At 47.6% G+C, this 11805-nt stretch carries 11 protein-coding genes and 1 riboswitch; of the genes, 3 read left to right on the plus strand and 8 right to left on the minus strand.

Features of this window, described 5'->3' with window-relative positions:
• Positions 1-243, plus strand: a 243-nt coding sequence (locus DWX91_RS16905; RefSeq protein ID WP_207664023.1) for a hypothetical protein, incomplete at its 5' end; no start/stop codon positions are given.
• A 447-nt stretch (positions 244-690) separates the two neighbouring features.
• On the opposite strand, the gene sdaAA is transcribed toward DWX91_RS16905, so the two are convergent.
• The 5 genes from sdaAA to DWX91_RS00030 all read right to left on the minus strand — a co-directional run bounded on the left by sdaAA (position 691) and on the right by DWX91_RS00030 (position 5778).
• The gene (gene sdaAA / locus DWX91_RS00010) at positions 691-1575 is read right to left on the minus strand and encodes an L-serine ammonia-lyase, iron-sulfur-dependent, subunit alpha (RefSeq protein WP_118472140.1); all 885 of its coding nucleotides are present in this window, start codon (positions 1573-1575) and stop codon (positions 691-693) included.
• A gap of 42 nt (positions 1576-1617) precedes the next feature.
• Positions 1618-2277, minus strand: a complete 660-nt coding sequence (gene sdaAB / locus DWX91_RS00015) for an L-serine ammonia-lyase, iron-sulfur-dependent subunit beta (RefSeq protein ID WP_107000463.1) — start codon at positions 2275-2277, stop codon at positions 1618-1620.
• A gap of 21 nt (positions 2278-2298) precedes the next feature.
• Entirely contained in the window at positions 2299-3075 is a 777-nt protein-coding gene (locus DWX91_RS00020) for an SDR family NAD(P)-dependent oxidoreductase (RefSeq protein WP_022359438.1), read from the minus strand.
• Positions 3076-3274: 199 nt separating this feature from the next.
• Positions 3275-4147 carry a phosphoribosylaminoimidazolesuccinocarboxamide synthase gene (locus DWX91_RS00025; protein ID WP_022359439.1) on the minus strand — a complete coding sequence of 291 codons (873 nt, stop codon included), beginning with the start codon at positions 4145-4147 and terminating at the stop codon, positions 3275-3277.
• 347 nt (positions 4148-4494) lie between these two features.
• A complete protein-coding gene (locus DWX91_RS00030) occupies positions 4495-5778 on the minus strand; it encodes an O-acetylhomoserine aminocarboxypropyltransferase/cysteine synthase family protein (protein WP_118472141.1) in 1284 nt (427 codons plus the stop codon).
• A 548-nt stretch (positions 5779-6326) separates the two neighbouring features.
• Here DWX91_RS00030 and DWX91_RS00035 point away from each other — a divergent pair.
• Positions 6327-6755 (plus strand): RrF2 family transcriptional regulator, encoded by a 429-nt coding sequence (locus DWX91_RS00035; RefSeq protein ID WP_118472142.1) that lies wholly within the window; start codon positions 6327-6329, stop codon positions 6753-6755.
• 93 nt (positions 6756-6848) lie between these two features.
• On the opposite strand, the gene DWX91_RS00040 is transcribed toward DWX91_RS00035, so the two are convergent.
• Positions 6849-7367, minus strand: coding sequence for a MazG nucleotide pyrophosphohydrolase domain-containing protein (locus tag DWX91_RS00040; RefSeq protein ID WP_022359442.1), 519 nt, complete (start codon positions 7365-7367; stop codon positions 6849-6851).
• Between the two features lie 393 nt (positions 7368-7760).
• On the opposite strand from DWX91_RS00040, the gene DWX91_RS00045 reads away from it, so the two are divergent.
• On the plus strand, positions 7761-8699 hold the full coding sequence (locus tag DWX91_RS00045) for a DUF4392 domain-containing protein (RefSeq protein WP_118472143.1): 939 nt from the start codon (positions 7761-7763) through the stop codon (positions 8697-8699).
• A gap of 326 nt (positions 8700-9025) precedes the next feature.
• Here DWX91_RS00045 and DWX91_RS00050 read toward each other — a convergent pair whose 3' ends face one another.
• Together DWX91_RS00050 and DWX91_RS00055 are read right to left on the minus strand one after the other, a co-directional pair.
• Positions 9026-10429, minus strand: coding sequence for an alanine/glycine:cation symporter family protein (locus tag DWX91_RS00050; RefSeq protein WP_118472144.1), 1404 nt, complete (start codon positions 10427-10429; stop codon positions 9026-9028).
• Between the two features lie 149 nt (positions 10430-10578).
• A riboswitch (glycine riboswitch) is annotated at positions 10579-10683 on the minus strand.
• Between the two features lie 120 nt (positions 10684-10803).
• The gene (locus DWX91_RS00055; protein WP_118472145.1) at positions 10804-11787 is read right to left on the minus strand and encodes a hypothetical protein; all 984 of its coding nucleotides are present in this window, start codon (positions 11785-11787) and stop codon (positions 10804-10806) included.
• Between the last annotated feature and the right edge of the window lie 18 nt (positions 11788-11805).

Raw genomic sequence — 11805 nt, forward strand, 5'->3', positions numbered from 1 at the left:
CACGCCGCCAGCGTTCATCCTGAGCCAGGATCAAACTCTCATGTTAAAGTTTTGATTCCAGTCAAAATTCGCTTGGCTAATTTTAACCGTTATTACTGTTGTTTTGGTTCTTCGCAAAATTTGCATTTTGCTCATCGCGTTCAACTCGCTCATGCCTGCAAGCAGTCATGGACTCATTTTTATCGCGAATGTTCTGAATGTTCTCTTGAACTTCAAGGCTTAACCAAAAGCCTTTGTTCTTAGAATTTTCAGGGTTTTACATACTGTTCAGTTTTCAAGGTTCTTTGTTGTTGTCTCAGCAGCAACTTTTATAGTTTATCAAAAGTTTTTGCTTTTGTCAACACTTTTTTATTTTTTACAAATTCACGTTTTTTTGAAATTTTTCTGAGTTCATCAAGAATCTTCAAATCATTTCTTTCGTTTCGTGTTTTGTTTTTGTCCTTGTCTCGAGGACGTATGTTATGATACCAGAGCATTCCCGGAAAGTCAAGCATTTTTCTAAATTTGCTATTTTATATGTTTTTTTGTGATTTTTAAGAATATTCTGGCATCATTTAAACAGAGCTATTTCTATATTGCTGTTCTTTCTTCTACAATTTTATTTTCTAATCAGCAGCTGGAACAGTTCTGACAGGTTCTGCAATCGCGTGCTGTCTGGCTCTATTGATTTTCATTGCCTTCCCGGGTTTTCTACGCAATGTGTTCCTTCTTTCCCATCCGTTCTGCTATCTTTCTGGCGCTCTCGGTCACGGCCAGACCGCCTTCACTCGTCTCGCGTAAAGCAGCCGGAAGCGCATTGCCGATCCGGCGCATGGAATCGACGACCTCGTCTGCCGGGATCGCGCTCTTGATTCCCGCCATTGCCATCTGCGCGCTGACCGCCGCATTGACGGCGCCGGCGGAATTCCGCTTGATACACGGAACTTCAACCAGACCGCAGACCGGATCACAGGTTAGTCCCAACATATTTTTGAGGGCAAATGCCGCTGCATTCGCGATACACTCCGCATCGCCGCCCTGCAGATATGCCAGCCCTCCTGCTGCCATCGCACTTGCTGAACCAATCTCCGCCTGGCATCCACCCGATGCACCGGCGATGCTCGCATTTTCTGCAATAACCGCACCGATTCCTGCACTGACAAAGAGCGCCTCGACCATCCGGTTCTCCGTTTCCTTACAATATTCCTCATACGACAAAAATACCGCCGGAATCACCCCGCATGCGCCCGCCGTCGGAGCCGCCACGATTCGTTTCATACAGGCGTTGGACTCTCCCATTTTCACCGCTTTTTCCATCACAAGCCCCATGTATTCGCCCGCCAGGCTGCGACCGGAGGCATTGTATGCGTGCAGTTTTTCTCCGTCGCCGCCCGCCATTCCACTTGCCGAGACGATCGAGCCGTCGTATTCCTGATCTGCCTGGCGCATCGCCTGATACATCTGCCGCATTGTTTCAAACGATTCTTCCACCGTCACCTGGCGTTCCTGCACATCTGCCAGAAGAACCACCTTCCAGAGCGGAATTTGATGTTCGTTCGCTAAGCGGACCAGATCACTCACTGAATGATATAACATTTCCATTTTCCCGTTCCATTCCTTTTCTTATATGAACCTTTCCTATCGAAGACTTAAATATGTTACCTTTCGGATACCCTCCTGACGGCGCAGCCACACAAGCCCTTCTTCCGGAATCTCTTGATCGCACTCAATAACCATCACTGCCATGCCGCCGCGCGCCGCACGGTAGAGCTGCATCGTCGCAATATTGATCGATTTGTGCGCCAGCATCGCCGTCACATCCGCCACATGTCCCGGCTGATCGTCGTTGTGGACAACCAAGGTTGGATAACTACCGGAAAAATTGGCTTCAATCCCATCGACCTTCGCAATATTGATCCGGGAACCGCCCAGTGATTCACCTACTACCGTCAGACTGCGCCCAGAAATGCCCTCAAGCTCCAGTTCCGCCGAATTTGGATGCGCCTCTTTTAAATTAGCTTCCTCAAAGGAAAACTCAATTCCTTTCTCCTCTGCCAGGTGAAAGCTGTCCGGAATCCGCATGTCGTCCGGCACCATTCCTAAAAGTCCCGCAATCAGCGCTTTCTGGGTTCCGTGTCCGGTTCCCGTTGCCAGAAATGAGCCGTACAGACCAATCCTTGCCCGCTTAACCGGTTCCCCAAGAAGCTTCTGCGCCACAAATCCAATCCGAACCGCGCCCGCTGTGTGGGAACTGGACGGTCCGACCATCACCGGACCTACTATATCAAATAGATTCATATTTCTTTCCTTTTCTCTCGTTTACTTCGCCAGGTAGCCGCCATCCACCGGGATTACCGCTCCCGTTATATATTCTGCCGCGTCACTCGCTAAAAACACGGTAATTCCTGCCAGATCCTCCGCCTTCCCCCAGCGGTGCATCGGGATCCGCGCCGTTACCTCTTCATACTGATCCGGATTTTTGGCTTTCATATCCGATGTGAGCTTTGTCTCCATATAACCAGGTGCGATCGCATTGACGGTCACACCACGCGATGACCATTCATTGGAGCAGGCTTTCGTGAGCTGCGCCACACCGCCCTTACTTGCCGCGTATGCCGGTATCATCACACTTCCGAAGAAGGAGGTCATCGATGCCACATTAATAATTCTGCCGTATCCACGCTGCAGCATATCCCGCGCCGCCAGCTGAGACATCTGGAACATAGCACCTAAATTTACTCGCAGAATCCGATTCCACTCTTCCATCGGAAAATCTTCTGCCACGCACCGGTGCTGAACTCCCGCACAGTTTACCAGTATATCCGCCTGACCATCAAGGCTTTCCACCAGACGCTTATAGATATTCGGAACCTCCTCTTCTCTTACCAGATCTCCCACTATTCCGTGAACCACCACACCGGTTGTCCGTGCAAGCGCATCAGCGCTCTCCCGCACCTTCTCACTTGTTCCCAAAATAGTAACCTCCGCCCCAGCTCTGCACAGTCCCTCTGCCATGCCATAGCCGAGTCCTCTGGTTCCGCCCGTGACGATCGCTTTTTTCCCCTTTAAGCTAAATAAATCCATAAAATCGCGCATCTTTTATTTTCCCTTTCAAAAGCACACATCTGTAAACAGCCCCTCTGCTGCAGATTACGAACTAGCGATATATTTGTTTTTTATTTCCATATATAAAAGCTGCCGTGAAACAAGAATTTCATTCTTTTCACAGCAGCTTTTTTACTTTTATTCAATGCATTTTCTTCCACTGCCTGACTGGCTGCATCGAGCGATCCGCTTATGCCAGCTTTTCGCCGGTCAGCATCTCATAGCTCTGAAGATATTTTTCAATGGTCTTGTCCACAATCTCCTGCGGGAGTGTCCAGTCATTGCCCGGATGAGCGGTCAGCCAATCGCGTGCAAACTGCTTGTCGAAGGACGGCTGGGAATGTCCTGCCTCGTAGCCCTGTGCCGGCCAGAAACGGGAGCTGTCCGGAGTCAGCATCTCATCACCAAGAACGATGTTGCCATTCTCATCCAGACCGAACTCAAACTTGGTATCTGCGATAATGATACCTTTTTCCAGTGCGTACTCCGCACATTTTTTGTAAAGTGCAATCGTGTATTCACGCAGCTTATCTGCATACTCCTTTCCCTTGCCCGGGAAGTATTTTTCCAGATGATCTACGCTCTGCTCATAGGAGATGTTTTCATCATGATCGCCAATCTCTGCCTTAGTGGACGGTGTGTAGATCGGCTCCGGCAGTTTGTCAGACTCTTTTAAGCCTTCCGGCAGTTCAATTCCACAAACCTTTCCGGTCTTCTGGTAGCTTGCCCAGCCGCTTCCTGTGATATAACCGCGGACGATGCACTCAATCGGAAGCATCTCAAGCTTACGGCACATCATGCTCTTTCCTTCGAATTTCTCCTGCTGGAAGAATTCCGGCATGTCTTTTACATCTACGGAAATCATGTGATTCGGGATAATGTCTTTCGTCAGGTCAAACCAGAACTTGGACATCTGTGTCAGTACCTTGCCTTTGTTTGTCACTTCATTATGTAAGATAACATCAAAGCAACTGATACGATCCGTTGCAACCATAATCAGGCTGTCTCCATTGTCATAGATTTCACGGACTTTTCCTTCTTTAATCGGTTTCATCTCCTGCATTTTTTGCACCTCATTCTTAAATTTTATGGTGGAATCCAGAGCCCCCCTATATCACAAATGTACAGCTCTGTATCCTTCTATCTGATAAATTACCACTTACCCGCCCTTATTGTCAAGACTCGCCTCCCCGTTTCCTCCTTAAATCCCAACAATTCAGCATTTTACCCTGTGGAAGGCGGTTTGGTATGAATTTTTCTACGCCGTTTTCTTCCAAAATGGAATAATAAAAATGCAGCGTTATCTGCCGTTCTTCCCTGCTTAAAGAAGAGTTGGCAGATGACACCGCATTTTATCAATTTACCATTTATTATGTATATGCTCGGATTCTCAGCCCGACACACTCTTGCTTATTTCAGAGCTGCAAATCCACGCTCCAGATCCTCGATGATATCGTCGATATGCTCGGTACCAATGGACAGACGGATGGTGTTCTGCTTAATGCCCTGATCTGCCAGCTCCTCGTCAGTCAGCTGGGAGTGGGTTGTTGTTGCTGGATGGATAACCAGACTCTTTACATCTGCTACGTTTGCTAACAGGGAGAAGAGCTGCAGGTTGTCGATGAACTTATGAGCTTCTGCCTGTCCGCCCTTGATCTCAAAGGTGAATATAGAAGCGCCGCCGTTCGGGAAATATTTCTCATACAGTGCATGATCCGGATGATTCGGCAGAGACGGATGATTAACGTGCTCTACTAACGGATGTTTTGACAGGTACTCAACAACCTTCTTGGTATTTTCTACATGACGGTCGATACGCAGAGACAGTGTCTCAGTTCCCTGAAGAAGCAGGAATGCGTTGAACGGGGAAATCGTAGCGCCCATATCACGCAGAAGGATAGCACGGATGTAGGTGACGAATGCTGTCGGACCTGCTGCCTCTACGAAAGATACGCCGTGATAGCTCGGATTCGGATCTGCGATTGCCGGGTATTTGCCGCTTGCTTTCCAGTCAAATTTACCGGAATCTACGATAATGCCGCCCAGAGTGGTTCCGTGTCCGCCGATGAACTTGGTAGCGGAATGTACGACAATATCTGCGCCATGCTCGATCGGGCGAATCAGGTACGGTGTGCCAAATGTATTGTCAATGACTAACGGAAGTCCGTGTTTGTGTGCAATTTCAGCAATCGCGTCGATGTCCGGAATATCACTATTCGGATTTCCGAGAGTCTCCAGATAGATAGCACGGGTATTTTCCTGAATTGCACCTTCTACCGCTTCCAGATTATGAGCATCTACGAAAGTTGTAGATACACCGAAATGGGAAAGTGTATGCTCTAAAAGGTTATAGCTGCCGCCGTAGATGGTCTTCTGTGCTACGATGTGACCGCCGTCTGCTGCCAGTGCCTCGATTGTATATGTAATAGCAGCTGCGCCGGATGCGGTTGCCAGTGCTGCAACGCCGCCCTCCAGTGCTGCGATTCTCTTCTCAAATACATCCTGTGTGGAGTTGGTCAGACGTCCGTAAATGTTACCGGCATCTGCCAGGCCAAAACGTGCTGCCGCATGGGCGGAATTTTTAAATACATAAGAAGTGGTCTGATAAATCGGAACGGCTCTGGAATCGGTTGCCGGATCCGGCTGCTCCTGACCTACGTGTAACTGAAGAGTCTCAAATCTATAATTTCCCATCTCAAAATACCTCTCTTTCTTTTTCTGGGAGTTTATTTCCTAGTATGTAAATTCGTTTTTATTCTATATTCATTTTTTTATTTGAGCAAGCGTTTTTCCATTTATTTTCAAGCTTTCTATAAAATAATTGCTTTTCCGCATTACTATATTTGCTTATGCAAATGTATATTTGGCTTTTTGGATAAATAAAAAGCCGGACCGCTTAATCTTCTTTAAGCTCCCGGGCAAATGGCTTGCATCTTAAATCGTTGTCATTCTCTTGAACGGCAGATATGCAAATTTACCTGACCATATAAAATGCCCGGGAATTACACATTCGACAACAACACATCAGATTTCCGTTCCATACAATATTCTGTCTTGCCATTGTATCTGCCTCCTTTTCATTTTCATGTTCTTTCCGAACTCGATGGCTTAATGATACTCTTATAAACCAACTTTGTCAATAGGTATTAGGAAAAAACTTTTTTTCTTTGTTTTCCACGCTTTTCTCCTTGAAAGTCCTATTACCTTGCGTTATAATTGGTTAATAGTAAGGAGGTTACCGAATGATATCAACAAAAGGAAGATACGCCCTGCGCGTTATGATCGATCTGGCGGAACAAAATTCTGCTGGATATATACCACTGAATGAAATTGCCACCCGTCAGCAGATTTCTGAAAAGTATCTGGAAATCATCTTGAAGGTTCTGGTCAAAAATAAATTACTGGAAGGACAGCGCGGCAAAGGCGGCGGTTACCGTCTGACCCGTCCGATTAATGAATATACCGCCGGAGAGATTCTGGAACTGACCGAAGGCTCTCTCTCTTCCGTTGCCTGCCTTGCACCGGATGCGCCGCCGTGCGAACGTCAGACAAGCTGTGTGACCCTGCCGATGTGGAAACGCTTTGATCAGGTTGTACACAATTTCTTCTATAATATTACTTTAGAAGATCTGGTAAAGGAAAGTCCGTCTTTGCCAAAAAGTACGAATTAGCATTTATAAATGAACGAAGGCATTCCAGTTTGACCGAATGCCTTTTTATATGTAGATTTTTCTATTTATTTCAGTATTGAAGCATCTCAAATGTTATTTTTTGATGCCTTTCCGTTCTTTTGCCCGCTCGAGCAGTTTCTCCGCCTCTTCCAGCGCTCCCGGAAGATACGCTTCCGTCCACTCTTTTCCGGCTTTTTCCTGCTTCTTGATTGCATCCCAATCCGTGACCGGTTCTCCCTGTTCGGACAGCATCGACTTACCAAACACGTGCGGATGGCGGCGGATCATTTTTTCGCTGGCGCCATCCATGACCTCCCGTATCGTAAATAGTCCTTCTTCCTCCGCGATCTGCGCGTGAAGAAGAATCTGCAGCATTAAATCCCCCAGTTCTTCTTTCAGGTTCTCCGCATCGCCGGTCGCCTCCCAGATATTGATACCGCCAATCACCTCTGCCGCTTCTTCAATGCAGTACGGTTTCAGCGATGTATGCGTCTGCGCCCGATCCCACGGACAGCCGTCCTCGGCACGGAGATGGCGGACTACCTCGCAGAAGCGCATGAACGATGCGGCGCGGTCATTTTCTTTTTTTATCTCATTTGATTCTCGTTTCATTCTCTCTATCCATTTTCTTGTCTGCTTTTATTTCTGAGCTTGTTTATATGCCTATTTTTTTATTATATTCCAAATTTTGCATTCTGTCAGCCGTAAAATGAATTTGGAATTGACAGTCTGATATTTTTCATTTACAATATAATCATAACAAAACAGATTCTTTTATTTATCGGGACTCCTGCCCGGATGCTCCCTTCGTAAATAAGAGCCATGAATCTTACAGGATACGTGGGTCTTTTTTTATTGCACATGATTCCGATACAGCTACCATACCGGATTGCTGCCAATCTTTTTTGATTTGGAAATTATCCAGTAAATAAGCGCTCGAATCATCCAGATAGAAAATCCCCTGTCAATTTCTGCACAATGCAGTATACCTGGAGGATTGATACCATGACTTTTTATGAAACTTTAGATTCAATTATGAAACAGGATTTTGGCGGTCGCGGACTTTTAGCATCTCTGCCTGCTTCCCCACTTGCGGCTGTGTCTGCTTCTCTCGCCCATGCGAAAAGGGCCGTTCTTCTGACCGGTTTCCCGGTTCGAATGCCAGACGGTTCTATTACCGGCGAGACGGATGGACCTTCCGGAACTGCCAACCTCGCAGCAGCGCTGACGGCAGCTGGCTGCGGCGTGTCAGTCGTAACCGACTGGTCTTCTTATCCGCATCTGGAAGCGGCTCTCCGCTTCCGCGCTCCGCAGGCAACCTTGATCCGTCTGCCGGAACAGAATACGGATAACTTTATCCGCACCTTTATCCGTGATGCAAAACCGACCCATCTGATCAGCCTGGAGCGCCCAGGTAAAGCTGAAAACGGACATTATCACAGCATGCGCGGTGAACAGCTCGATGACATGATCACGGATTCGGCTCTTTTCCTGTCTGCTGCCAGAGAAGCTGGTGCCACGGTCATTTCCATCGGAGATGGCGGCAACGAGATGGGAATGGGGACCTTCCGCCGTGAAATTCTCGCAGGTGTTCCACACGGCGAACTTATCTGCACCGCAGAAGCAGCAGACCTGACGCTGGCAAGCGGCGTTTCCAACTGGTGGGGCTGGGGCATTGCCTCCCTGCTCTCCCTGGAATTAGGACGGAATCTTCTCCCCTCTGACCGCACCGAGACAGAATTGCTCCGCCGGGTTGTGGCAGCAGGCGGTGTGGATGGATGCACGAAAAAAGCGGAACTGACCGTTGATGCACTCCCTCTGGAGACGCATCTGAGGATTTTGCAGTCTGTCCGCAAATTGACCGATGAAACGCTTAAAAAGCAGACAGCAAAGAAAGAGACTCCTTATTTTTACAGAGAGCGGAAGGTAATGGCAGCTGTTTAGGGACTTTTGGTTTTTTATTTGTTTTCATTTTCAAGAATAAAGAATGTGCCTTGGCACATTCGGGCGTCTCGCTCGGTCGCTTGCGACATATTTTTTCTTCGCGCGAGTGCGCATCCCGCGGAGCGTTCTTTGTCATAGAACGAAGTTTCCTATGTTTAAAAAAGACCCGCCTATGTATTTCACTACATAAGCAGGTCTTTTTTTGAATGATTGTTTAACGCTCGCTTTTTACGCTTACAATTCACTTTTATCGTAACTGTTCAGTACCTTCACAGTCACGCGCAGACCTACTGAACAGTTACCTTTTATCTTCTTTTTATTTGCTCTTACTTTTCTTCCGCAATCTGATATGCCTGTGTCACATTTTTCGTGATCGCTTCCGCTTTCCGGTCAGCCGCCACAACCACATGACTCAATGCAAGTAATGCCAAAACGTTCGGAATAACCATCAGCGCGTTGAAGAAATCTGCCAAAGCCCATACTAAATTTACCTTTAACATAGAACCAATGACAATACAAATCACAACGATGAAGGAATAAACCTTTGCCGCGCCCTCGCCGAACAGATATTTCGCATTCGTCAGGCCAAAGAAATGCCATCCCAGAATCGTCGAAAATGCGAAGAACAGCAGGCAGATCGCAATAAAAATAGAACCAAAGTTTCCAAAACTCTGCATGAATGCCGCCTGTGTCAGCGCTGTACCATCCTTGCCGGAGCTCATCGCATCCGTTGTCAGGACTGCAAATACGGTCAGATTTAAAATAACAAATGTATCAATAAAGACACTGATCATCGCACAAAGCCCCTGATGATGCGGGCTTTCTGCTTTCGCACGTGCGTGAGCATGCGGTGTGGAACCCATACCTGCCTCATTGGAGAAAAGTCCTCTCGCTACACCAAAACGGATTGCTTCGCGGACGGTGATACCAGCACCAGCGCCCATTACCGCTTTCGGATCAAACGCGCCCTTGATGATCATCATAAATGCTGTCGGCACGTGATTGATATGAAGGCAAATCAGAATCAGGCTTCCTACAATGTAAACGCCTGCCATAACTGGCACAACCTTCTCTACCACAGCTGCCAGACGTTTGGTTCCACCAATGAAAATGAATCCTGCCAGTACTGCCAGCACAAGGCCGATCGTGATCGGCGGAATATTGATTCCATATACCTGAAATACCTCTGTAAACGCAGCACCGATCGAGTTGGACTGTACCATATTGCCCATAAACCCAAGTGCTAAAACAATAAAGATAGCAAACAGAGTGGATAATACCTTTCCAAAATTACCTTTAAATGCCGCCTTGATGTAGTAGACAGGTCCGCCTGTCACCTCACCATTTACCTCTGTCTTGTAGGTCTGTGCCAGAACCGCCTCGGAGTAGATGGTCGCCATTCCGAAGAACGCGCTCAGCCACATCCAGAAGATTGCACCCGGACCGCCGCCAAACAGAGCTGTCGCCGCACCTGCCAGGTTACCAGTACCAACCTGTGCTGCGATCGCCGTCATGATCGACTGAAACGGGCTCATTTCCCCTTTTTCATGTTTTTCTCCGTTCAGGCTGAAATGTCCAAACACATGCTTGCAGCCCTCGCCAAATTTTCTTACCTGGATGAATTTGAGACGAATCGTGTAATAGATGCCCGTTCCACACAGCAGAATCAGCAGAAGAAAACTCCACAGAAAATCATTGCCTTTGTTTACCAGTGTCAAAATCGTGTCCATTTTTTATCCTCCTCTATGTTTTCGTTACGATTCCGGCTCTTTTATAAATCCGGGATCGAGTAATAAAATAAGAGCTGATACAAATCAGCTCTCCAAAGAGTAGAACATATGCATACAATAGAACTCATCCCCTGGTTCCATTGTGATTGGTTGTATGCCCTGTCCTTTTGCCTGAGAGATCAACGAATACCATGGACGTGCATCCGTCTTACACCTTCGGCGCTCCTTCTTGGAGACTCTCCAGAGTGTCCCTGCCTGACTGACCTTCGATCACTCGTCAGGACGGTTCAGTAAACAGGAACGAACTTATGTGAGGTATGCTATCACATTTCTTCTGCTTTTTCAACTGATTTTTATAAATTATACGAAAATCCTCAAAATATTACGGTTCGCGACACGTTTTCCCCCTTTTCATTAAACTGCTCATACTTTTCCCCAATCAAAAGAGAATCCATCTGCGGGTATGCACCGTCTTTTAAAATATACGATGGAATTTCCCCTTCTGGCTGCCATCCCGGCTTTTTCCTTCCCCATTCTTCTCGGTTTTGAGCTGCCTCTGCCTCCGTCACGTTCCTCCATGCCGATTCTGCTGCCTGACCACGCTTTCCCTGCTTTGTCAGAGGAATCACTTTAAAATGATATACGCCCGCAGTCTGCATCAACGGTACAAAATCGTACTGTTCAGCACTCGTCCGATGCGGATGTCCGACACGCTTCGCATCCCGGTAAAGCATCACCAAATATGCCGAAGCCCCCGGCGCTTTCTTCCACCTGCCAATTCCTCTTTCCGCCCAGACTGCTGCATCCACCGTTCCTATTATCTCTCCGGCATCCTGTAATTCGATCGTCAAAAGCAACGTAGTGCCATTATCTTTCCGAACTGCCTTGCTGCATACCGCGCCAAGCCCTGAAAACTGGATGTCCTCCTGGCGAAGGACGGAAAAAGAATCATCTGCATCGGATTCCAGTTCTATTTCGTATAGAATTTCCGGAGCAGGTTCTTCTGCATGGATTTCTTCTATCTTTCGTTCTTCTAAAGACACTTCTTTGGTACCTATATTTTCAGAGTCGGCTTGTCTGCTCCCTTTATATTGTTCATTTTCCTTTTTTCCCACCTCTGCCCTATCCATCGCCGGTCCGCTTGCCGGATCACCGGAGATTCGTTCCACACCAGTGACGCTATATGCCCTGTCCCGGCTTTCCGCCTCCAAAACAGGCATTCCCATTTCATCCAGCTCTTCTGCTGACAGCCGAATCCTGACCCGATCGATGGATGCCGCGGCAGCGGGGAAACATCCCGCAGCCGCCTGGCTCAGTACGGCTGCTCCGAAGAGCAGCCCTTTCGCCATCTGATCCATAAAATCCCTCCCTTCCCT

This window comes from Clostridium sp. AF22-10 (genome assembly GCF_003478725.1).
Taxonomy (GTDB): Bacteria; Bacillota; Clostridia; order Lachnospirales; family Lachnospiraceae; genus Otoolea; species Otoolea fessa.

Excerpts from the sequence above, each read along its gene's own strand:
- sdaAA (WP_118472140.1), bottom strand. The coding sequence starts at position 1,575 with ATGTTATATCATTCAGTGAGTGATCTGGTCCGCTTAGCGAACGAACAT.
- sdaAB (WP_107000463.1), bottom strand. The coding sequence starts at position 2,277 with ATGAATCTATTTGATATAGTAGGTCCGGTGATGGTCGGACCGTCCAGT.
- DWX91_RS00020 (WP_022359438.1), bottom strand. The coding sequence starts at position 3,075 with ATGCGCGATTTTATGGATTTATTTAGCTTAAAGGGGAAAAAAGCGATC.
- DWX91_RS00025 (WP_022359439.1), bottom strand. The coding sequence starts at position 4,147 with ATGCAGGAGATGAAACCGATTAAAGAAGGAAAAGTCCGTGAAATCTAT.
- DWX91_RS00030 (WP_118472141.1), bottom strand. The coding sequence starts at position 5,778 with ATGGGAAATTATAGATTTGAGACTCTTCAGTTACACGTAGGTCAGGAG.
- DWX91_RS00035 (WP_118472142.1), top strand. The coding sequence starts at position 6,327 with ATGATATCAACAAAAGGAAGATACGCCCTGCGCGTTATGATCGATCTG.
- DWX91_RS00040 (WP_022359442.1), bottom strand. The coding sequence starts at position 7,367 with ATGAAACGAGAATCAAATGAGATAAAAAAAGAAAATGACCGCGCCGCA.
- DWX91_RS00045 (WP_118472143.1), top strand. The coding sequence starts at position 7,761 with ATGACTTTTTATGAAACTTTAGATTCAATTATGAAACAGGATTTTGGC.
- DWX91_RS00050 (WP_118472144.1), bottom strand. The coding sequence starts at position 10,429 with ATGGACACGATTTTGACACTGGTAAACAAAGGCAATGATTTTCTGTGG.
- DWX91_RS00055 (WP_118472145.1), bottom strand. The coding sequence starts at position 11,787 with ATGGATCAGATGGCGAAAGGGCTGCTCTTCGGAGCAGCCGTACTGAGC.